General features: G+C 67.6%; 22 protein-coding genes. 14 read left to right on the plus strand and 8 right to left on the minus strand.

The features are described from left to right. Nucleotides 1-64 precede the first annotated feature (64 nt). The 6 genes from ychF to RF637_RS02370 all read left to right on the plus strand — a co-directional run bounded on the left by ychF (nt 65) and on the right by RF637_RS02370 (nt 5638). Nucleotides 65-1150: a redox-regulated ATPase YchF gene (ychF, locus tag RF637_RS02345; RefSeq protein WP_368844051.1), complete on the plus strand. Its 1086-nt coding sequence runs from the start codon at nt 65-67 to the stop codon at nt 1148-1150. A gap of 283 nt (nt 1151-1433) precedes the next feature. Then, complete coding sequence (locus tag RF637_RS02350) at nt 1434-2702, plus strand: ATP-binding protein (RefSeq protein ID WP_193518846.1); 1269 nt, start codon at nt 1434-1436, stop codon at nt 2700-2702. 148 nt (nt 2703-2850) lie between these two features. After that, on the plus strand, nt 2851-3129 hold the full coding sequence (locus tag RF637_RS02355) for a type II toxin-antitoxin system Phd/YefM family antitoxin (RefSeq protein WP_239320797.1): 279 nt from the start codon (nt 2851-2853) through the stop codon (nt 3127-3129). After that, nucleotides 3130-3384, plus strand: coding sequence for a Txe/YoeB family addiction module toxin (locus tag RF637_RS02360; protein WP_035965439.1), 255 nt, complete (start codon nt 3130-3132; stop codon nt 3382-3384). Between the two features lie 122 nt (nt 3385-3506). Beyond that, the gene (locus RF637_RS02365; protein ID WP_368844052.1) at nt 3507-4043 is read left to right on the plus strand and encodes a GNAT family N-acetyltransferase; all 537 of its coding nucleotides are present in this window, start codon (nt 3507-3509) and stop codon (nt 4041-4043) included. Between the two features lie 164 nt (nt 4044-4207). Then, nucleotides 4208-5638 (plus strand): anion permease, encoded by a 1431-nt coding sequence (locus RF637_RS02370; RefSeq protein ID WP_368834961.1) that lies wholly within the window; start codon nt 4208-4210, stop codon nt 5636-5638. Between the two features lie 85 nt (nt 5639-5723). Here the strand turns inward: RF637_RS02370 and RF637_RS02375 are convergent, their stop codons facing one another. Genes RF637_RS02375 through RF637_RS02385 form a run of 3 tightly spaced genes read right to left on the minus strand, consistent with a single transcriptional unit; the run spans nt 5724 to nt 9203 of the window. Beyond that, nucleotides 5724-6473, minus strand: coding sequence for a succinate dehydrogenase/fumarate reductase iron-sulfur subunit (locus RF637_RS02375; protein ID WP_368834960.1), 750 nt, complete (start codon nt 6471-6473; stop codon nt 5724-5726). A 13-nt stretch (nt 6474-6486) separates the two neighbouring features. Further along, entirely contained in the window at nt 6487-8481 is a 1995-nt protein-coding gene (locus RF637_RS02380) for a fumarate reductase/succinate dehydrogenase flavoprotein subunit (protein ID WP_368834959.1), read from the minus strand. Next, a complete protein-coding gene (locus RF637_RS02385) occupies nt 8481-9203 on the minus strand; it encodes a succinate dehydrogenase cytochrome b subunit (RefSeq protein ID WP_368834958.1) in 723 nt (240 codons plus the stop codon). Before RF637_RS02385 ends, RF637_RS02380 begins: the two co-directional genes overlap by 1 nt. A gap of 516 nt (nt 9204-9719) precedes the next feature. On the opposite strand from RF637_RS02385, the gene RF637_RS02390 reads away from it, so the two are divergent. Together RF637_RS02390 and RF637_RS02395 are read left to right on the plus strand one after the other, a co-directional pair. Further along, nucleotides 9720-11318, plus strand: a complete 1599-nt coding sequence (locus RF637_RS02390) for an L-lactate permease (protein ID WP_368834957.1) — start codon at nt 9720-9722, stop codon at nt 11316-11318. A gap of 220 nt (nt 11319-11538) precedes the next feature. Continuing rightward, the gene (locus RF637_RS02395; RefSeq protein ID WP_052160972.1) at nt 11539-11898 is read left to right on the plus strand and encodes a cupin domain-containing protein; all 360 of its coding nucleotides are present in this window, start codon (nt 11539-11541) and stop codon (nt 11896-11898) included. A gap of 184 nt (nt 11899-12082) precedes the next feature. Here RF637_RS02395 and RF637_RS02400 read toward each other — a convergent pair whose 3' ends face one another. Continuing rightward, nucleotides 12083-12979: an alpha/beta hydrolase gene (locus RF637_RS02400; protein WP_368834956.1), complete on the minus strand. Its 897-nt coding sequence runs from the start codon at nt 12977-12979 to the stop codon at nt 12083-12085. Between the two features lie 489 nt (nt 12980-13468). Between RF637_RS02400 and RF637_RS02405 the strand changes: the two genes are divergently transcribed. Beyond that, on the plus strand, nt 13469-14155 hold the full coding sequence (locus tag RF637_RS02405; RefSeq protein WP_312793816.1) for a histidine phosphatase family protein: 687 nt from the start codon (nt 13469-13471) through the stop codon (nt 14153-14155). A gap of 413 nt (nt 14156-14568) precedes the next feature. Next, nucleotides 14569-14715 carry a hypothetical protein gene (locus RF637_RS02410; protein ID WP_156523461.1) on the plus strand — a complete coding sequence of 49 codons (147 nt, stop codon included), beginning with the start codon at nt 14569-14571 and terminating at the stop codon, nt 14713-14715. A 160-nt stretch (nt 14716-14875) separates the two neighbouring features. On the opposite strand, the gene RF637_RS02415 is transcribed toward RF637_RS02410, so the two are convergent. Next, nucleotides 14876-15205 carry a hypothetical protein gene (locus RF637_RS02415; RefSeq protein ID WP_368844053.1) on the minus strand — a complete coding sequence of 110 codons (330 nt, stop codon included), beginning with the start codon at nt 15203-15205 and terminating at the stop codon, nt 14876-14878. A gap of 31 nt (nt 15206-15236) precedes the next feature. Beyond that, the gene (locus RF637_RS02420; protein WP_368844090.1) at nt 15237-15440 is read right to left on the minus strand and encodes a GAP family protein; all 204 of its coding nucleotides are present in this window, start codon (nt 15438-15440) and stop codon (nt 15237-15239) included. An 89-nt stretch (nt 15441-15529) separates the two neighbouring features. Between RF637_RS02420 and RF637_RS02425 the strand changes: the two genes are divergently transcribed. Continuing rightward, nucleotides 15530-16780 (plus strand): IS256 family transposase, encoded by a 1251-nt coding sequence (locus RF637_RS02425; RefSeq protein ID WP_129702506.1) that lies wholly within the window; start codon nt 15530-15532, stop codon nt 16778-16780. Here RF637_RS02425 and RF637_RS02430 read toward each other — a convergent pair. Then, on the minus strand, nt 16777-17289 hold the full coding sequence (locus RF637_RS02430; RefSeq protein ID WP_368844054.1) for a GAP family protein: 513 nt from the start codon (nt 17287-17289) through the stop codon (nt 16777-16779). The genes RF637_RS02425 and RF637_RS02430 overlap by 4 nt on opposite strands. A 71-nt stretch (nt 17290-17360) precedes the next feature. Between RF637_RS02430 and RF637_RS02435 the strand changes: the two genes are divergently transcribed. Both RF637_RS02435 and RF637_RS02440 read left to right on the plus strand, forming a co-directional pair. Continuing rightward, nucleotides 17361-17960: a TetR/AcrR family transcriptional regulator gene (locus RF637_RS02435; protein ID WP_368844055.1), complete on the plus strand. Its 600-nt coding sequence runs from the start codon at nt 17361-17363 to the stop codon at nt 17958-17960. Between the two features lie 62 nt (nt 17961-18022). Beyond that, nucleotides 18023-18607 carry a hypothetical protein gene (locus RF637_RS02440; protein ID WP_368844056.1) on the plus strand — a complete coding sequence of 195 codons (585 nt, stop codon included), beginning with the start codon at nt 18023-18025 and terminating at the stop codon, nt 18605-18607. A 10-nt stretch (nt 18608-18617) separates the two neighbouring features. Here RF637_RS02440 and RF637_RS02445 read toward each other — a convergent pair whose 3' ends face one another. Then, nucleotides 18618-19307 carry a superoxide dismutase family protein gene (locus RF637_RS02445; protein ID WP_239320827.1) on the minus strand — a complete coding sequence of 230 codons (690 nt, stop codon included), beginning with the start codon at nt 19305-19307 and terminating at the stop codon, nt 18618-18620. Nucleotides 19308-19498: 191 nt separating this feature from the next. Between RF637_RS02445 and RF637_RS02450 the strand changes: the two genes are divergently transcribed. Continuing rightward, nucleotides 19499-20926 carry an NAD(P)/FAD-dependent oxidoreductase gene (locus RF637_RS02450; protein WP_368844057.1) on the plus strand — a complete coding sequence of 476 codons (1428 nt, stop codon included), beginning with the start codon at nt 19499-19501 and terminating at the stop codon, nt 20924-20926. The last annotated feature ends 94 nt before the right edge of the window (nt 20927-21020 follow it).

Below are 21020 nucleotides of genomic sequence, written 5' to 3' on the forward strand. Positions count from 1 at the left end.
GGGTGGGGTGGGCCGCGTAGTCGCGTGGCGGCGTCGTCGGGCGGCCCCGGTAAGATGGCGGACCGTGGCTCTTACTATTGGAATCGTCGGTCTGCCGAACGTCGGAAAATCAACCCTGTTCAACGCGCTCACGCGCAACACGGTGCTCGCCGCGAACTATCCGTTCGCGACCATCGAGCCGAACGTGGGCGTGGTGAACCTGCCGGACGAGCGGCTGGACAAGCTCGCGGAGCTGTTCGACTCGCAGAAGATCGTGCCGGCAACGGTGTCGTTCGTGGACATCGCGGGCATCGTGAAGGGCGCGTCCGAGGGGGAGGGTCTGGGCAACCAGTTCCTGGCCAACATCCGTGAGGCCCACGCGATCGCCCAGGTGGTGCGCGCGTTCGACGACCCGGACGTGATCCACGTGGACGGCAAGATCGATCCCGCCTCCGACATGGAGACCATCAACACCGAGTTGATCCTGGCGGACCTGCAGACGCTGGAGAACGCGATTCCCAAGCTGGAGAAGCAGGTCAAGATCAAGAAGGGCTCGCCCGAGCAGCTCGCGGCGTACCAGGCAGCGGAGAAGGTGCTGGCGGAGGGCCGCACGATCTTCGAGGCCGCCGGGCCCGAGAAGCTCGACACCGACAACCTGCGCGAGCTGAACCTGCTCACCGCCAAGCCGTTCATCTACGTGTTCAACGCGGACGAGGGCGTGCTGTCCTCACCCGAGCGTCAGGCTGAGCTGGAGGCGCTGGTGGCGCCCGCGCAGTGCGTGTTCCTGGACGCCAAGCTGGAAGCGGATCTGGTGGAGCTCTCGGAGGAGGAGGCCCGCGAGATGCTGGAGATGGAGGGCCAGGACGAATCCGGCCTGGACAAACTGGCCCGCGTGGGCTTCTCCACCCTGGGCCTGCAGACCTACCTCACCGCCGGCCCCAAGGAGGCCCGCGCGTGGACCATCAACCAGGGCGACACCGCCCCCAAGGCCGCCGGGGTGATCCACTCGGACTTCGAGCGGGGCTTCATCAAGGCGGAGATCGTCTCCTACGACGACCTCATGGCCGCCGGGTCCATGGCCGACGCGAAGGCCGCGGGCAAGGTGCGCATGGAGGGTAAGGAGTACGTGATGCAGGATGGGGATGTGGTGGAGTTCAGGTTCAACGTGTGAGCTGAACTGTCTTTGGAGCGTAAGCGACTTCCGTTCCAGCGTGAGGACTGTCCCCCGCTGGAGCGTTGCGGGGCTTGCCCCGTCCTTGGCCGGGCGAGTGATGTCGGAGCAGCGGAGCCTGGGTTTGAATTGCTCGAACGACGGGTGTGTGAGCCTCGCCCCCGGCGGGTCAGAGCGCGATGTCCGTCAAGGTGGCCAGTTCAGTGCCAACCTGGCGGCGTTCTGTTGAGTTCAGGCCATGCGTTTTGTCTAGTGCGACACCTGCTAACGGTATGATTAAGCCATGTCGTACACCCGTCGCGTCGTGGACCTCGAGCTGGATGATCTCTTTGGCGAGGTGGCGGCCCTCGCGCTGGACGGCCCCAAGGCCGTAGGCAAGACCACGACGGCGGAACAACGGGCGGCTGGGCTGGTGAAGCTGGACTCCAAAGCCGTTCGGGAGCCTGTCGCAGCGGATCCGCAGATCATTCTCCGCCGCCCGCGTCCGCTCCTCATCGATGAATGGCAGAAGATGCCAGAGGTGTGGGACGTTGTTCGCCGCGCCGTGGATGAGGACGCCGTGGGCGGGCAGTTCCTGTTGACCGGCAGTGCGAGTCCCCAGGACGGAACCGTGCAGCACTCGGGAGCCGGCCGGATCGGTCGCCTGCGCATGCGTCCGATGACGCTCGCCGAGCGTGGTCTGGAAACACCAACCGTGAGCCTCGCCGCTGTTCTGGCCGGACGTGACTCCATCCAGGGCGAGTCAACGATGGGGCTGCCCGAATACGTGGAGGAGATCGTTGCGTCGGGTTTCCCGGGGATGCGCGGCCTGAGCGCCCGCGCCCGGGGCTTCCAGCTCGATTCCTACTTGCGCAACGCGGTGGAGCGTGACGTGCCGGAACAGGGCCTGGCCGTCCGCCGACCGGAAGCCATGATGGCCTGGTTGCGCGCCTACGCTTCCGCGAGTTCGACGACGGCGAGCTACTCCCAGATCCTGGACGCGGCGACCCCTGGTCACAGTGAGAAGCCGGCACGGGCGACCGCCGAGTCCTACCGCCAGGTGCTGGCCTCCTTGTGGCTTCTCGACCCTGTGCCGGCCTGGAGCCCGGTCGGCAGTCCGATGACTCGCCTCGGGCAGGCTCCGAAGCACCACCTGGCCGATCCTGCTCTAGCGGCTCGCCTCCTCGGCCTGGGCGCCGACGCACTGCTGGGCGGCAAAGGGGAGCCACTTCGTCCCCAGGCGGGTTCCATGCTGGGGATGCTCTTCGAATCGTTGGTGACATTGTGCGTCCGTGTCGCTGCCCAGGCCGCGGAGGTCGACATTGCACACCTGCGGACGCGCAACGGCGACCACGAGGTGGACCTCGTGGTCGTGCGGGCCGACGGCGGAGTCGTCGGCATTGAGGTAAAACTCGCGGCAGCTGTCAGCGACTCCGATGGCAAGCACCTGCGCTGGTTGCGCGACCAGCTGGGATCACGTTTTGTGGATGGTCTGATCATCACGACGGGTCCGATCGCCTATCGGCGGCGGGACGGTATCGCCGTGGTGCCCCTGGCCCTGTTTGGCCCCTGAGGAACGAAGCAGCCTGAGCCGTATTGTCTGAGGGCGTCGGCAACGTCCCCAGTGAAGGAAGCCCATGCCTGATCGTCGTCATGCGGACCACGCCAGGAGGTTGACTGGTACCATAAACGGGTACCAGTCAACGTAGGGAAGGTACTCCATGTCCATCAGCGCAAGCGAGGCCCGCAAGACTCTCTTCCCGCTCATCGAGCGCGTGAACGAGGACCAAGAAGCCATCGAGATCGTCTCTCGGAAGGGCAACGCGGTGCTCATGCCCGCCGACGAGTACGCGGCGTGGCAGGAGACCGCCTACCTGTTCCGGTCGCCGTCGAACGCCCGCAGGCTTCTCGACGCCTACGATCGTGCCCGTGTCGGGAAGACCCAGGTCCACGAGCTCGACCGTTCCGACGAGTCGGTCAGCCAGTCTCGGGACGTCTGAATGCGGCTGGTCTGGGACGAGGCCGCCTGGGAGGACTACACGTACTGGCAGACCGCCGACCGGAGAATCCTCAAGCGGATCAACCTGCTCATCGATGCCTGCCTGCGCGAGCCGTTCGAGGGCATCGGCAAGCCGGAGCAGTTGAAGTACGGGGCGCGGGGCTCGTGGTCGCGGCGCATCAACGAGGAGCACCGGCTCGTCTACCTCGTGACTGGTGAGGATCTCGTGATCTTGCAGGCTCGATACCACTACTGAGCCGGGCTGAACTGTCGTTGTTCGGAGCAGCCGTGTCAGGTGACTTTGCTGCCGACGTCTAAGGCGCATCTCTGGGACGCCCGCGAGGCTTCTCCGATCATTGACTGGTGAGGAATGTTGCCGTGCCTGATGAAGCCCTGTTCCTTCGTAGATTGCGACAGGCGGACGCCCATGCTGTTCACCAGGCTTTCGCCTCCAACCCCGACATGGCCCGTCAAGGCGTGGTCACCACGGCCGAGGAGGCCTCGGCGTACGTCGCCCGCCTCGTGAGCCCGGACTCGCCCCACGAGCCCTGGGCCGTCGTCGAGTCCGACGCACTGATCGGCCTGGTCTGCGTCACGGTCGACGAGGACAACAGGAACGGCTGGTTCTGGTACTGGATGACCGACCGGGCGCGCGGCAGGGTAGTCATGAGCCGTGCCGCGGCCACGATCGCGGAGTGGGCCCTCGCGGAGCGCGGACTGGATCGTCTCGAACTTGGCCACCGCGTCAACAACCCGGCCTCCGGCGTCGTCGCGAGAAGAGCTGGTTTCGTCAAGGAAGGCACCCAGCGCCAGAAATTCCTGGTGGACGGAGAACGTCTCGACGTCGACACCTACGGACGGTTGAAAACCGACCCGCATCCGGCCTTTGACCCAGTGACCATAGTCACCCAATGAACGGTGACGAGAATCACCAGACCGGTCGCCTCCGCATGACCAGGGAGCCGTATTTTCGCTGGCCACGGGCCTAAAATTGAGGGAAGAAGAGTCTCACACCGGAGCGACACTCGGAGGCGGAAATGTCCGGCCATCAGGTTGATTCCACTCACGAATCCAGAACCATGAGCCGAGACACTGTCTCGATGCTCTGGAAATTCGGGCTCATGATTCTCATCGGCGCGGTGATCTTCTTCATCCCCGCACCTGAGGGCGTGGACCCCCGCGGCATGCACATGCTCGGCATCTTCGTCGCGACCATCCTGGGGCTCATCCTGCAGCCCCTGCCCACCCCGTCGGTGGCGCTGATCGGACTGGCCACCGCCATGATCACCGGTGCCATGGACGTCAAGAGCGGGGAGGCCCTGAGCGGGTTCTCCAACTCCGCCGTGCTGTTGATCGTCGCGGCGTTCTTCATCGCGGACGGCTTCCTGCTCACCGGGCTGGGACGCCGCGTGGCCCTGATGTTCCTCAGGGTCCTCGGCAAATCGCCCCTGGGCATCGCCTACGGCATGGCCGTCACGGACCTCCTGCTCGCACCGGCCACCCCGTCCAACACGGCCCGCGCGGGTGGTGTGATCTACCCGATCGTCCGCTCCGTCGCGGAGGTGCAGGGCTCCACCCCAAACACCGACGAGTCCCGCAGGAAGCTCGGCTCCTACCTCACGTTCACCGCTGCCCACGTCAACGTGATCACCAGCGCCATGTTCATCACCGCCATGGCCGGCAACCCACTGGCCGTGGCCTCCGCCGAGAAGCTGGGCGTGCACATCTCCTGGGGCCAGTGGGCCCTGGCCGCGCTGATCCCCGGCCTCGTGAGCCTGGCGGTGGTCCCGTGGCTGCTCATGAAGGTCTACCCGCCCACGCTGAAGAGCACTCCGGAAGCACCCACCATGGCGCGCAGCGAGCTGCAGAAGATGGGGTCCATGACCCGCGGTGAGATCGTCATGGCGGCCACGTTCGTGCTGCTCCTGGTGCTGTGGGTCTTTGGCACGGCCATTGGCGTCAACGCCACCACGGCGGCCTTCGTGGGCATTGCGGTGCTGCTCGTGACCAAGGTGCTCACCTGGAACGACATGGCCAAGAACGGCTCCGCCTGGAACACCCTGATCTTCTTCGCGGTCCTGGTGGGCATGGCGGAGAACCTGAACAACCTGGGAGTCATCACCTGGATCGGCTCGGTGGTTTCCGGTGCCGTCGGTGGCATGCCCTGGGCTGTTGCCTTTGCCATCCTGGCGCTCGTCTACTTCTACGCGCACTACATGTTCGCCTCGAACACCGCGCAGATCGTCGCCATGTACGGCGTGTTCCTGGGCGCGGCCATCACCGCCGGTGCCCCGCCGATGTTTGCGGCCCTCGCTCTCGGCTTCATCGGCAACCTCTTCGGCGCCATCAGCCACTACGCGTCCGGCCCGTCCGGCGTGGTCTACGGCTCCGGGTACATCAAGGTCTCCGAGTGGTTCAAGGTCGCCTTCATCATGTCCGTCGCGATCATTGTCATCTGGACCGTCGTGGGCAGCGGCTGGATGTGGATCCTCGGCGACCTCGCCATATAGTCCGCCCGGCGAACCCGCCCGTACGACGACGCTCGGTGCCCTCACAGGGGCACCGAGCGTCGTCGTCTGTCGTCGGGGGAGCGGGTCAGTCGTCCTTGTTGCGCAGCACCTGCCGCAGCTTCTCCCGGTTGAGCCCGGCGATCGCGGTGAGCGGGATGCCCGCGGGGCACACCTCCGCGCACTCGCCGTAGACCGAGCACGGACCGAACTCCTCCTCGGCCGCCCGCGTGATGCCCTTGGCCCGGCGGCCCCGCTCCTTGGAGCTGGAGGGCAGCGTGGCCAGGTGCATGGTCTTGGACCCGGCGAACAGCTGGGCGGAACCGTTGGGGCACGCGGCCACGCACGCACCGCAGCCGATGCACGCCGCCAGGTCCAGCGCCCACTCCGCGGCCTCGTGGGACACCGGGATGGCGTCCGCGTCCGGGGCGGTGCCCACGGAGGTGGAGACGAAACCACCGGCTTCGATCACCCGGTCCAGCGCGCTGCGGTCCACCGCGAGGTCCTTGACCACTGGGAACGCGCCGCTGCGGAACGGTTCGAGCTGCACGGTGGCGCCGTCCTCGAAGGAGCGGAGGTGCTGCCGGCAGGACGGCGTTTTCTCCTGAGGGCCGTGGGGTCTGCCGTCCACGGTCACGCCGCACGCCCCGCAGATGCCCTCGCGGCAGTCCGAGTCGAACGCGATCGGCTCCTCGCCACGGGCAACGAGGTCGTCGTTGAGCTTGTCGAGCGCCTCCAGGAGGGAGAACTCGGGCCCCACGTCCTCCAGCGGGTACTCCTCGAAGTGCCCGTCCTCGGCGCCGGACTCCTGACGCCAGACTTTCAACGTGAGTTTCATGAGGATGGTCCTCTCATCGGTAGTCGCGGGTCTCGGGCGGGACGCTGGGGAACTCCAGGGGCTCCTGGTGCCTGATGTAGCGCGGTCCCGTTTCGCCGGTCTCGCCGGAATCAGCACGCTCCCACGCGGACGCGAACAGCCAGTGCTCGTCGTCGCGCTGGGCCTCGCCGCCCTCGGTCTGGTGCTCCTCGCGGAAGTGCGCGCCGGCGGACTCGTCCCGGTCCAGCGCGTCCAGGCACATGAGCTCGGCCATGTCCAGGTAGTCGGCCACGCGGCCGGCGCGCTCGAGCTCCTGGTTGAAGCCGTCCGGGCGCCCCTGCACCCGCAGGTCGCTCCAGAACTCCCTGCGCAGCTCCCGGATGCCTCGCAGACCCTCGGCCAGCCCCTCGGCGGTGCGCGTCACCCCGCACTTCTCGTACAGCAGGTCGCCCAGCCGGCGGTGGAAGCGCTCCGGGCCCTGCGTGCCGCCGATCGCGACCAGCGCCTGCACCCCGGCCTCGGCCTCGGTAACCGCGGCCCGCACGACGTCGTCGTCCGGCGAGAGCTTCGGCTTGCCCAGCAGCGGTGCCAGGTAGTTGGGCACCGAGTAGGGGAGCGTGAACCACCCGTCCACGCACGCGGACAGCAGCGAGTTGGCCCCGAGGCGGTTGGCGCCGTGGTAACCCCAGCCGGCCTCGCCGCCCACGAACAGCCCGGGGATCGACGTCATCATGTCGTAGTCGCTCCACAGCCCGCCCATGGCGAAGTGCGCGCCGGGCGCAATGCGCATGGGCTCCTCGTACGGGTCCTCGCCGGTGGCGTCCGAGTACATCTCGAAAAGGTTGCCGTAGCGCTCTGCGATCACCTTGCGGCCCAGGCGCTCGATGGCGTCCCGGAAGTCGAGGTAGACGGAGTTCTTCAGCGGCCCGACGCCGCGCCCCGCGTCGATCTCGGTGCGCGCGGCCCGGCTGGCGACGTCGCGCGGTGTGAGGTTGCCGAAGGCCGGGTACCGGCGTTCCAGGTAGTAGTCGCGCTCGTCCTCGGGAATGTCGTTCGGGGGCCGGTGGTCCCCGGCCTTCACGGGAACCCAGATTCGGCCGTCGTTGCGCAGGGACTCGCTCATGAGAGTGGTCTTGGACTGCCACTCGCTGGAGACCGGCAGGGCCGTGGGGTGGAACTGGATGAAGCACGGGTTGGCGAACAGCGCGCCGCGCCGATGAGCCCGGAATGCGGCGGTGACGTTCGAGTTCTTGGCCAGCGTGGAGCGGTAGTAGACGTTGCCGTAGCCGCCGGTGGCGAGCACCACGGCGTCCCCGGTGACCGCCGAGATCTGCCCGGTCACGAGGTCGCGCACCACGATGCCCTGGGCGCGGCCCTCCACGACGATGAGGTCCAGCATCTCCGTGCGAGTGTGCAGGTTCACCTGTCCCGTGGAGACCTGCCGCAGCAGCGCCTGGGCGGCGGCAACCTGCAGCTGCTGACCGGTCTGCCCGCGCGTGTAGTAGGTCCGGGAGACCTGTACGCCGCCGAACGAGCGGGTGGCCAGCCCGCCCCCGTACTCGCGGGCGAAGGGCGCGCCGATCGCGTTCATGTGGTCGATGACCCGGATGCTCTCCTCGGCCAGCCGCCAGGCATCGGCCTCGCGGCCGCGGAAGTCGCCGCCCTTGACGGTGTCCTTCACGAACCGGGCGATCGAGTCGTTGTCCACCGTGCGGGCGCGTGCGGCATTGATGCCGCCCTGGGCGGCCACCGAGTGGGCGCGGCGCGGGGCGTCGTGGAAGGTGAACGACTCCACGTTGTAGCCGAGTTCGCCCAGGGCCGCCGCCGCACCTGCACCGGCGAGTCCGGTGCCCACGACGACCACGGTGAACTTCCGACGGTTGAGCGGGCCCACCATGCGGTAGTGCAGCCGCCGGTCCGCCCACATCTGGGACGGGGGCACGTCCGAGCCCAGGCCAGGGAGGTCCGAGCCCACGGTGCGCAGCTCGTCCAGCAGGGCGTGCGGCTGGGTGGTCGAGGATGCCGTCATCACTGAATCACTCCCAGGAGAACCAAGACGGGGATCGAGATGTTACCCAGGCAGATGACAATGGCGACCAGCCCTGCCACCCACGCGGCGAGCTGCCGCAGCCGCCTGCCGGTGGCGCCGAGGTCGTTGGCGGCGGTCCACGTCCCGTGGGCCACGTGCACGGTGAGCACCAGCATGGTGAGCATGTAGAAGAGGGCCACGAGGGGCCGCTGGAAACTGGCGACCAGATTGGCGTATGCCGATCCGCTCTCGAACGACCCGGATGCGGCCGGCTGGACACCCAGCGTGAGGTCCAGGATGTGGAAGATCACGAACAGCAGGATCACCAGGCCGGTTCCGAGCATCGAGCGCGCCATCAGGGCGTCGCCGCGACGCAACCCGGTGCGTTTGAACGGCCCGCGGGCTCGACGGGCGCGCGTCCACAGCAGGAGCCCGCAGCCCACGTGCAGCACCAGGCTGATCAGCAACACGACGCGCAGCACCCACAGGACACCCTCGTAGGGCATGAGCGGCATCAGGATCTCGCGCAACCAGTGTGCGTAGTGGTCGAACTCCTCCTGGCCGCGGAAGATGTGCAGATTGCCGTACATGTGCACGAACACAAATCCGACGAAAATAAGACCGGTGACGGCCATGGTGGTTTTCGCGGCGAAGTTCGACACCGGCAGCCGTGTGCGCGGCGGGGCTGACGTGCGTTGTTTTCGCTGAATGGTTGCCGTCATCGTTGCCCCTCGTCAGTGGGTGAACCGAGTGCTGAACTCCGGGAGTTCATCACCCTCAATTCTACGCCGGGAGGGGCATTGCAAGACGCGTTCCGGGGCGTTTCCGGTACTGCCGCCAGAAAAGGTTGTGGCGGGTGCCGAGGGCATTGAGAATAACTAAGGTTTGCCGATCGTAATTTCACGGTGTGGGTATTTTTACTGTGTCCCGTTACCACTCACGGGGTTCCGGACCCCCTGGGCGGCTGTGCCGCTCCCCAGGGGGTCCGCAGCCGGGCGTCTTACTACGCACCTGTCACTCTCCGCGGAGGGTTTCCGCCCGAACTGCCCGGTTCAGGACTAGCGTTGACCCTGTGATCAAGGCGTCGCTGCGGCGCGTGGCAGGTGGTGGTACGAGGGTCCGCTGGCTCCCGGAACCCGCCCCGCTACGCGACCGGCGGCTGACGACGGCGCGCACCGCGGCGACGTCGCGAGCCCGCCTTGAGGACTGCTCACCCGCCGGACGTCGTGGAGGCTCCAATGTGGACCCAATCTCTTGACACCCTGGGCAGCCTGCCCCTCACCGCGCTCGTGGCCGCGATCCCGATAGTCGTGTTCCTGGCCTGCATGATGCTGTTCAAGCTCACGGGGCTGACATCGGGGCTCATCGCGCTGGTGGTGCAGATCCTGGTGGCACTGCTCGTGTTCCACATGCCCGTCTCCGCCGCGGCCGGTGCAGGTCTGCTGGGGCTGCTCACCGCGCTGTGGCCCATCGCGTACATCATCGTCATGGCGGTGTGGCTGTACCGGCTGAGCGTGCGCTCGGGCCGCTTCGACGTGATCCGCTCCTCGATCGCCGCGGTCTCCTCTGACCAGCGCGTGCAGGTGCTGCTCATCGCGTTCGCATTCGGCGCGTTCCTGGAAGGCGTGGCCGGCTTCGGCGTGCCCATTGCGATCTGCGCGGCACTGCTCGTGCAGCTGGGGTTCCCGCCCGTGCGCGCCGCAGTGCTGTGCCTCGTGGCCAACGTGGCCGCCGGTGCCTACGGCGCCATTGGCGTGCCCGTGCTCGTGGGCGCGCAGGTCACCGGCATGGAGACGCAGGAACTCTCGCGAGCCCTCGTGCTGCTGCTCCAGCCGCTCACGTTCCTCGTTCCGTTCCTGCTCGTGTGGATGGTCGACGGGGCGCGCGGCCTGCGCGAGGCCTGGCTCCCGGCGCTGGTCTCCTCGGTGGTCTTCTGCGCGGTGCAGGGTGGCCTGCTGTGGTTCATGGGCCCCGAGCTGGCGGATCTCGCGGCCGGCCTGCTGGCCATGGTCGCCCTGTTCGCGGTGTGCCACGTGTGGTCCCCGCGCCGGATCTCGCGTGCCCCGGAGGCCCCCGAGACCGCTGAGGCCAGCCATCCCGCGAGCGAGGTGATCCGCGCGTGGAGCCCCTTCTACATCCTCACCGCCGTGATCCTGCTGTGGTCCGTCCCCGCCGTGCAGAACCTCTTCACCAAGGGTGCGCTGAACTTCACGACCTTCAAGGTGCCCATGCCCGGGCTCACCGGTCACGTGACCACCGCCGCCGGAACGGTCGTCAATGCCACCTGGACCTTCTCGATCCTTGGTGCCACCGGAACGGCCATCCTGATCGCGGTGTTCATCACGTTCTTCACCACCCCGCAGCTGCACGCCAAAGAACTGGGGGAGGAGCTGGCGGGCGCCCTCAAGGCACTGGGCCCGGCCATCCTGCTCATCGCCGTGATCCTGGTGCTCGCGAACATTGCCAACTACTCCGGCGGCTCCACCGCCATGGGCACCGCGCTTGCCGCGGTCGGTCCCATCTTCCCGCTCATCGCCCCGGTGATCGGCTGGATCGGGGTATTCCTCACGGGCTCGGTGGTCAACAACAACACCCTCTTCGCGCCGCTGCAGGTGGCGACGGCGCAGGGCATCGGCGCCGCCCCGTCCCTCCTCGTGGGGACCAACACGGCAGGCGGCACCACCGCAAAGGTCATCTCCCCACAGTCCATCGCGATCGCCGCCGGCGCGGTGGGTCTCAACGGGCGGGAGAGTGAGATCATGCGCGGCTCCATCGCCTACAGCCTGGGCATGCTCGCGGTGGTGTGCGTGTGGACGTTCGTGCTGGCCCTCGTGTGAGCAACCCTCGGGTGAGTGTCTGAGGGGGGCGCGTCCTCAGGCGGGCCACGACCTCCTCGTGGGTGGGCCGTTCGGTGCATCGGGTCAGCTGGGAGGTGCCGCAGGAGGGGAGCGACTGCTCCTCGGCGGTTCCGGCCGGGTGAACCCCCGTTGATTCAATATCTTGCACGCAATATGCTGATTATGTTTCGAACAATTCACGGAGGGGACCTGAGAAGCCATGGCGCACCACTCGTTCGAGCACACCACCCACCACGGCTCCGGGAGTGGAGTCGCCACCCTTTCAGAGCTGGTCGGCCGCAGCGAACCCCGTCCGGGCCGCCCCAGTGCTGCCACGGTGGTGGAGGAGGACGGCGTCAAGGTGGTCGCCTTCGAGTTCCACGAGGGCGACGAGCTCCACGAGCACGCCGCACCGCACCCGGCGTTGATCCAAGTGGTCCGGGGGAGCGTGGACTTCCAGCTCCCGGAGGGTCCCGTGCAGCTGCGGCCGGGCCAGGTACTGCACCTCACGGAGGGGCTGCTGCACGCCGTGAGGGCCCTCGAGCCCACGACGCTGTCCGTCACACTGCTGCTGCACTGATCCCGCTGCTGCCCGTGCCGTTCGGTCTCATCGCCGTGGGGCTCATGCTGACCGTGGCGGTCCTCGTGTGGCGCCAGCCGGCGGACAGGCCCGTGCGCCGACCCGTCAACGCCTGAGCGCCCAAGGCGACGTCGCGGCTGCCCTTCTCCACCCGGCGCGTGCAGTCCCGGGAAGCCGGGGCCGTTCAGCCCTGGGGTGACGGCGCGGTGAGCCAGTCCACGAGGCCCGGCCACACGGCGTCGGCGGCGGAGCGGCGGAACAGGCCGTGGTGGCCGATGCGCGGAACGCCCAGCTGCTCCGGGGTGAACGTGCGGTGCTCCACCGCGGCGGAGGTGAGCCGCCCGGTCAGGGCCCTCATCTGCGCGGGGCTGGCCCAGGGATCGTCGGAGGCGCCGAGCGCGAGCACATCCTGGGTGACCGCGGCCGCGCGAGCCGTCGCGTCCATGGACGGGTCGTCGAAGAAGTAGCCGGGACGCCGTGCCCACGACCCCCACTCGACCATCGCGGCTGTGGGCATGTTTTCTCCGATGCCGAGCCGCTTGCCGGGCATGTACCCCAGGGTCCGGCTCAGTGCCGGGCCCACGACATGCAGCATGGCGGCCACGCGCAGCTGCTCCTTCCGCGGGGCGATCGTGCGGGTGTGCGCCAGGTGGGAGGAGACCACCGCGAACCGGTCGAGGCCCTCGAGCCCGTGGCCGAGGACCATGGCGTGCCCGCCGATGCTGTGACCCACGGCGTGCAGTGAAAACCCGGGGAACCGTGCGCGGGTCCAGGCGGCCACGGCGGGGACGTCCCCGCCCATCCAGTCGCGCATGCGTAGGTGCGGGTTCTTCCGGGGTTCGCCGGAGCGGCCCGTGCCGCGGTAGTCATAGGTCACCGCCGCGAGACCGCGGCCCGTCACGTACTCGGCGAACCCGGCGTAGAACCGTTCGGGCGTTGCGGTGGCGGGGTGGATGACGACGGCGCCGCGCGGCTCGCCCTCGGGCAGCCACAGCGTGCCCGCCACGGCGTCCGAGGCGACGGGAATGCTCAGGTTTTCGCGGCGGATCCCGGCTACGGGGGAGTTCCGGTGGTCAGACATAGAAGTTACTCTAGGGTATTTCCAGCGGCTCAGCCCTGGGCCGTTACGGTGACGGTGGCTTCTGTCGCACGCAGGGACGCCACGTCCGTCTCGGCGGCGGGAGAGTCAGTGACAATCGGGTGGAGCTCCGCGCGAGCGCAGCCTGAAGGACGCGCTCGGCACCTCCGCGGGCACCGCGGCCGTCGCCTGTGGTGCCTTCTCCGCAACCATGACGATCGGCCGTCTGCTGGCAGACCGGGTCGTGGAGTGGCTCGGCTCCGGGGCGGTCATGGAGCCATGCCCAGCCGTAGATTGTGAATTCCCGCGATCATGCAGATTCACAACAGCAGGTCACCGCGCCAGGGCAGTGGCCATGGCCTCGAAACAATTCGGCACGCAGCGTGGGCGGTGGTCAGGTCGTGGTGCGTGGCTCAGCGGATTCCTCCCTGAGCTACCGTGGACCGGGTATGACCTACAAGACCCCCGGCAACTGACAAGGTGCATATCCCCGTGCGACTCATTCTGGTGCGTCATGGCCAGACCTCCTCCAACGTGGGCCATCACTTGGACACCGCCGCACCCGGCGCGGACCTCACCGACCTGGGGCGTGAGCAGGCGCGGGCCCTCGTGCAGGCGCTGGCGGGTGAGCCCATCAGTGCGATCTACGCCTCCAACCTCGTGCGCACCCAGCAGACGGCCGCCCCGCTCGCGGAGGCGCGCGAGTTGTCGACCGAGATCCGTGAGGGTCTGCGTGAGATCGGTGCCGGGGATCTGGAAATGGCCAACGACCACGATTCGATCGAGACCTATCTGGAATCAGCGTTGAGCTGGGCGGATGGTGGCCTCGCTTCGAGGATCCCCGGGTCGGACGAGAACGGCCACGACGTCATGGCGCGCTTCGACGCCGTCGTCGAGGAAGCGTCCACTGCTCTGGCACCGGACCGCGTGGCTGTTCTCGTGTCGCACGGCGCCGTCATTCGTGCGTGGTGTGCGCTGCGGTGCGCCAACCTGGACCGCAAGTTCACGGCGACCAACGGATTGTCGAACACGGGCGTCGTCGTGCTCGACGGCGAGCCCGGCGCATGGCGCGTGCTCACCTGGCAGGACCAGGCCGTGGGCGGGCCCGCACTGCAGGATCCGGAGTCTGACGGCGCCGCCGCCGAGGAACTCGATGGGGCAGAAAGCTCCGGCAGCTGAGAACACACAGCCTCACGGGGCGCGGTGGGAGACCACAATGAAGCATGATGATCGACTCATTGCGCGCCGTTTACGATCGCACCCGGATGGTCGGCTGGGACTTCTCAGGTTGGAAGGCCGACTGACCGCTACTGAGCCACCGTGGGATGTCGAGGCGGACTGTCTCGCGGCCGTGCGCAGTGCGTCCCGATCAGTGGACCTCGGGACCAGGGGTGGCGAACGGTTGGGAACGCTGCTCGCGGGAACCCGCGTCGGAAGCCGAGGTTGCGCATAGAGTTGAAGAAAGTGTCCATGGCCACAACAGCACGCACAGACGCCAGGGCAAGAGCGGCAACCGCCCCGCCCCATGTCACTTTCCCCCGAACTCTCCGCGACCTGCCAGACTTTAACTCCGACCACACGAAGGGAAGATCATGGAAGACACGCCCAAAACTCAGCCCAGCAACCCGCAGAAGGGCACCCCGTGGGGGCTCATTCTGATCGTGCTCGCGTTCCTGCTGGCCACCGCCATGGTGATCGGCGTGGGCGTCGTGTCCCTGGACATCGGCTTCGGAGGCTGACGACCTCGTACTTCGCCTCCCGTTCCCGGGATCCAGGCGGTACATCTGACGACGGCGGACGATCACCTCGAACGCGAAGGTGGCCGTCTACCGTCGTCGTACTGCCGTCACCGACCCGGGGACGCCGTCAACGGCACGGGGGCTTGATGCGGCGGGATTTCTACAACCGCGACAGCTTCTCGCCGAGTTGCTCCTGTTCCTCGGGCGGGACGCTGATCCCGCTGGTCCGCTCGGCCTCCTGGTAGAGGTCCCCACGCAACCCTTCCTCGGCAATGTGGGTGCGCGCGCTGACCAGCCACGTGACCAGTAGGACCGCCACGAAGAGGACACCGAGCCAGCCGATCACGGGGAAGACCTTGGTCACGAGCTCGGTGAACGGCAAGAAACTCAGCCCGAACCTGACCAGCGTGACCGCGATGAACACGAGCCGCCCCCACCGGGCATGCCAATGTAGTACACCGAAGTACTGCACCGAGCGGTGTTCGATCACTTCCGGGGGTCCTCCACGGACAGGGGGGAGGTCAGTTCATCACGGCGGACAATCCGCTCCCGGCCATCCATACCCCGACGATCGCTGCGATCCACAGAAGCGTGACCTTTGCTTCCCGCTCGAGCGTGGGGACGATCCTCTCGAGGCGCGGCCAGATCCGCTGGCCGGCCAATGCTGCAGCCACGATGAGCACGAGCGCGGGCAGGATCATCACGACGCAGTAGGCAGCGAGCAGGGGACTGTCAGAAGAACGGTGTGTGAGGGTCCGGCCTGATCCGAGAGGAGACGGCCGTGGCTGACACGACCGATTTGTTGGACGACGAGATGATTGATCCCGTGACGGGAGAGATCATCGATCAGAAAGACCTCGCCGCGCGCTTACTGGCGCAGGCGAAGGAGCAGGGTGTGAGCCTGGTCGGGCCAGGAGGCCTGCTAAACCAGCTCACGAAAAACGTGCTTGAGACCGCGCTGAACGCTGAGCTGACCGAGCATCTCGGTCACGAGCACGGCGAGACCCCAATGGGGGTGAACATGCGCAATGGGACCCGGACAAAGACGGTGCTCACCGAGATCGGGCCGGTGGAGATCGAGGTTCCTCGGGATCGTGACGGGTCGTTCGAGCCGGTGATCGTGCCCAAGCGCAAGCGCCGGCTGGACGGGATCGATCAGATCGTGCTGTCGCTGACCGCGCGCGGGCTGACGACCGGGGAGATCGCCGCTCACTTCGACGAGGTCTATGGGGCGAAGGTCTCCAAGGACACGATCAGCCAGATTACCGAGAAGGTCACCGGGGAACTCGCGGAGTGGGCTTCCCGCCCGCTGGATGCGATCTATCCGGTGATCTTCGTCGACGCGATCGTGGTGAAGGTTCGTGACGGGCAGGTCCGCAACACCCCGTTCTACGTCGTCATGGGCGTCACGACGAACGGGGAACGCGACATCCTGGGTATCTGGGCCGGCGACGGCGCGGAAGGGGCGAGGTTCTGGCTGCAGGTGTTCAGCGAGCTGAAGAACCGCGGGGTCGAGGACGTGCTGATCGCGGTGTGCGACGGCCTCAAGGGGTTGCCGGAAGCGATCAACACCACCTGGGAGCAGGCGGTCGTGCAGCAGTGCATCGTGCACCTGATCCGCAACTCGTTCCGTTATGCCGGCCGGCAGCACCGGGATGCGATCGTCCGTTCGCTCAAGCCCGTTTACACGGCCCCGTCCGAGCAGGCGGCGAAGGACAGGTTCGAGGAGTTCGCCGCCGAGTGGGGTGAGCGGTATCCAGCGATCGTGCAGCTCTGGCGCAACTCCTGGGCGGAGTTCGTGCCGTTCCTCGAATACGACGTCGAGATCCGTCAAGTGATCTGCACGACCAACGCGATCGAGTCGATCAACGCGAGATACCGGCGGGCCGTCCGAGCCCGCGGACACTTCCCGAACGAGCAAGCGGCGTTGAAGTGCTTGTACCTGGTGACACGCTCGCTTGACCCCACCGGCGGCGGGAGGGCACGCTGGATGATGAGGTGGAAGCCCGCGCTGAACGCGTTCGCGATCACCTTCGCCGGACGGTTCGAAAGAACCACTCACTAATGAGAACCGCCGGACCCCACACACCGTTTAACGGACAGACCCGCGAGCAGGGCCAGTCGCAGCGACCAGCCGATGTCCATACTCGTGATGATCCCGTTGGCCGCGAGATAGGGGACCATCGTGGCGGCTTCCGTGAGAGCAGCGCCGGCACCGAGGGCGACCATGGCACCGGGATGCAGGGACCTGGGCGGTGCGCGGTGCCCCTCGCGCTTCACGGGGTCGGGTGCGAAGATCCCGTACGCGAGCAGACCCAGCCCGGCGACCACCTTGAACCACTGGGCGGGCTCGCTGTCCCAGATCCTCCCGGCCACGTCGGAGAGGAGGTCGAACCCCAGGGCGATCGCGATCCCCAGGAAGAAGTAGAGGAGCACCACGGCCGCGAAGTAGAAGAACAGCGGGACCGCGTCCACGCGCCGCCGGGAGATCACGAGGACCAGGGGGATCACCAGGGTCCCGAGGCTCATGCTGTCGAGAAGAGCTAGTCCGAGCAGTGCGAGAAGGTCACCCATGTGTGCCGCCTTGTCTCGTACGAACGTATGTCATACCGCAACCATACACTTGTATGAGAGGGGGTGGTCAGATGCCACAGGAGAACGAGAGTCGCGGGATGATCCCCGCCCGGGTCATGATCGCGGAAGCGGCGATCCGCGTGATCGCCCAGCAAGGTTTCGACGTGGTGAGCGTGCGCACCGTGGCCCAGGAGTCCGGGATCTCCCCCGGGACCGTTCAATACCACTACAAGACGCGGCGGGATCTGCTGCTCGCCGCCCTCGAGAGGTCCGTGGAGCGACAAACCCAGCGGGTCATGGCTGCGCGCGGTCAGAACGGCTATCGGGCATTCCTCGCTCGCACCCTGCGTGAACTCCTGCCATTGGAGGGCGTGCGGAGGGAGGACGCTGCCGTGTGGGTCAGCTTCGGGGCGGCCGCCTCCACCCGGGACTGGCTCGCGAGCGTGTACTGGCAGAACCTGCAGATCTTCCACGAGGGTGTCCTGAACGTCCTGCGGCGGGCCCAGGAGGACGGGAAGCTACATGAGGGGCTGACCCCGGACACCGCCGCGCCCCTGGTCACGGCACTCGTGAACGGGTTGGCCCTGGATCACCTCAACGCACCCGAATCCGTTCGGGAGGGCACCGAACAGGCCCTCGATCGGGGGCTGTCGTTGATCCTCACGGACTGAGCCTCCTCAACGCCGTCGCGTCCCAACCCACCGTGTCAGGGCCCGTGCGTAGGGTCGGAGGCATGATCCCCCACTACACGAGACTGCGCCGCCATGCCCCCTTGATCGTGCTGGAGGTGCTCCTCGTGGGGACGCTGATCTTCGAGATCGCCCGGGAGAACGGCCCGGCCGTGTTCTTGCTGTCCGCACTCGTCCTCGCGGCGCTCGTCCCGCTCGCCCTGGAGCCGATCGCCCGCGCCACCATCCCCGTGACCCTGCAACTGCTGTACGCGGTGCTGTTGTTCGGCGGGGCGTTCCTGGGAACGTATTTGCACGTCTACGGTGTGTGGACGCCGTGGGACACCGTGGTCCACTTCTTCTCGGGAATCCTGATCGCGCTGGGTGCCGATCACGCATGGCGCATCCTGTCCCGGCGGCATGGTTTCGTCCTGCCCACGTGGCTGTGGGGGCTCGCGATCGTGTCGTTCAGCGCCTTCATCGCGTTCCTGTGGGAGGTCGCCGAGTTCGTCACCGATCTGGTCTCGGACAGCAACGCTCAGGTGAACAACCTGGACACCATGACCGACATGATCGCGGGCACAACGTCCGCGCTGATCGTCGTGGTCGTCCTGGCGCTCACCCGTGCGGGGCGTCGAACGTCCGTGTGACGAGGACGGGTTACTCGATCACACCACACGCCAGGCGGCTGCCGGCGTCACCCGTGGAGCGGGTGTCCTCGTCCGGTCCCTCCGGGGCGTAGCGCTCGGGGATGTTCGCATAGTTGTCCGGGCCGGAGTGGATCATCAGCGCGGAGCCGTTGTCGTCCCGCAGGTTCTCGGCCGTGAGCCGGTCCGTCTCGAACGACATGGCCGCCCGCCCGGATTCCGTCACCAGCAGCGCGGGAAGGTCACCCGCATGCTCCGGATGGCGAGCGTCGTCGCCACCCAGGTGCCCGCCGGCGGACAGGAATGCGCCGGTCTCGGAGGGATCGTCCGGTGCGGAACTCTCCGCCTCGCACACGCCATTGCCGTGCACGTGCAGGCCGTAGTACCCCGGTTCCAGACCGGAGAACTCGACCGAAACCCGCATCGCATCCTGGTCGGCCTCGGTGAACTGCGCGGTGCCGACCTCCATTCCCTCGGCATGACGCACCGTGGCGGTGGCCAGGGGACCCGGGCTCGACGCCGCCGTCGCGGCCCCCTGCCCACCCGTCGGATCCGCGGTGGTGGCGTCATTGCCCTCGCCGCACGCAGCCAGTGTCAGCATGCCCGCGAGCCCCAGGAGAGCCAGTCCGCCGCGGGCTCGGAAGGGGCGATGGGTGGTGGGTGGCTCGTCGGTGGCCGGGGGTGTCATTGCGCTCGCGTTCATGGCATCTCCTCATCGTCGGTCCGCTGGGCCGGCGAGGATCGTGATGCCGACCATGCAACGGAGGTGGCTCTTCCACCGTACACATGACGAGGGTCACAATCAGGAGTATTGCCAGGTGGGAGGCCGGTTCCGCACCGCACTCAGGTGACCCCCGGGCCGACAGCCCGCACCCCGGCGGCTATTGTGAGGGCATGACGGAGTCAGCAACGCAGGAGTCGGTGGACGTGATCGTGATCGGCGGCGGCGCGGTGGGAGAGAACGCCGCGCAGTACGCGATCGAGGGCACAGACCTCACCGCGGTCATCGTGGAGGGTCACCTGCTGGGCGGGGAGTGCTCGTACTACGCGTGCATGCCCAGCAAGGCGCTATTGCGCCCGGTCGACGTGACGGGACTGACGGACAACCTCAAGGGCGTCGTCCCCACGCGGCTCGACCGGGACGGCATGCTCGCGCGGCGCGACTCGTTCGTCTCCGACTACGACGACTCCTCCCAGGTCGAGTGGGCCGAGTCCGCGGGCCTCCGCGTGGTGCGCGGCCACGCCCGCCTCGTGGGCGAGCGCTCGGTGCGCATCGAGGCCCACGACGACGCCGCGCGCACCCTCACCGCGCGGCACGCCGTGATCCTCGCGACCGGCAGCGAGCCGAGCATCCCCTCCGAGTTCGACGGAGCGCACCCGTGGACGTCCGCGGACGCGACCGGCGTGGTCGAGACGCCGGAGAGCATCGCGATCGTGGGCGGGGGAGTCGTGGCATGTGAGGCCGCGGTGTGGCTCAACGCCCTGGGATCCCGAGTGACCCTGCTCGTGCGGGGCTCGGGTTTGCTGTCCGGCAACGAACCGTTCGCGGGGGACACCGTCCTGGACGGGTTGCGCGCCAGCGGCGTGGAAGTGGTGCTCGACGCATCCGTCACCAAGTGCACCCGCAGCGATGCCGAGGACACGGGGCTGGGCCGCGTCCACGGCGGGCCGGTCCACCTGGAGACCTCCGCCGGGACCGTCGACGTGGCCGAGGTGCTCGTGGCCACAGGCCGTACCCCGCGGTTGCGGGACGTGGGACTCGACGCGGTCGGGCTGAGCGCGGACGACGTCCTGCATGAGAAGCTCCCCGCATGGCTGCACGCCGTGGGCGATGCCAGCGGCGATGTGCCCCTGACCCACTGGGGCAAGTACCGCGCCCGGGTCATCGGGGCCAGGATCAAGGCGGCGGCCACGGGGGTGCCCGCGCCGTACGAGGTGGAGAATCCGCCCGTGCCCCAGGTCGTGTTCACGCAACCGCAGGTCGCGCAGACGGGACTGACGGAAGCCTCCGCGCGGGACCGGGGGATCGACGTCGTCACCGCGGAGGTGCCCTACAACGGTGCGGCCGGCGCGGCGCTGCTGCGTGACACCGTCTCCGGAAAGGCCAAGATCGTCGTGGACCGGGAGACCCGGTGCCTCGTGGGTGCCACGTTCGCGGGCCCGGACGCTGGCGAGCAACTGCACGCGGCCACGATCGCGATCACGGGGAAGGTACCGGTGCACGTGCTGCGCCACGCGGTGCCCAGCTATCCCACGGTCTCGGAACTGTGGTTGCGGCTGCTCGAGGAACTGCCCGAGCAACTGCGCCGGGCGCCCGAGTAAAAGGTTCCCGAACAACTGCGCTGGGCCCGGAGCAAGAGGTTCCCGAATCCGCTCGCGACGGCCATACTGGGACCGAATCATCCGGGATGCGTTC

The sequence above is a fragment of the Kocuria sp. CPCC 204721 genome, assembly GCF_040980945.1.
GTDB classification, from domain to species: domain Bacteria; phylum Actinomycetota; class Actinomycetes; order Actinomycetales; family Micrococcaceae; genus Kocuria; species Kocuria marina.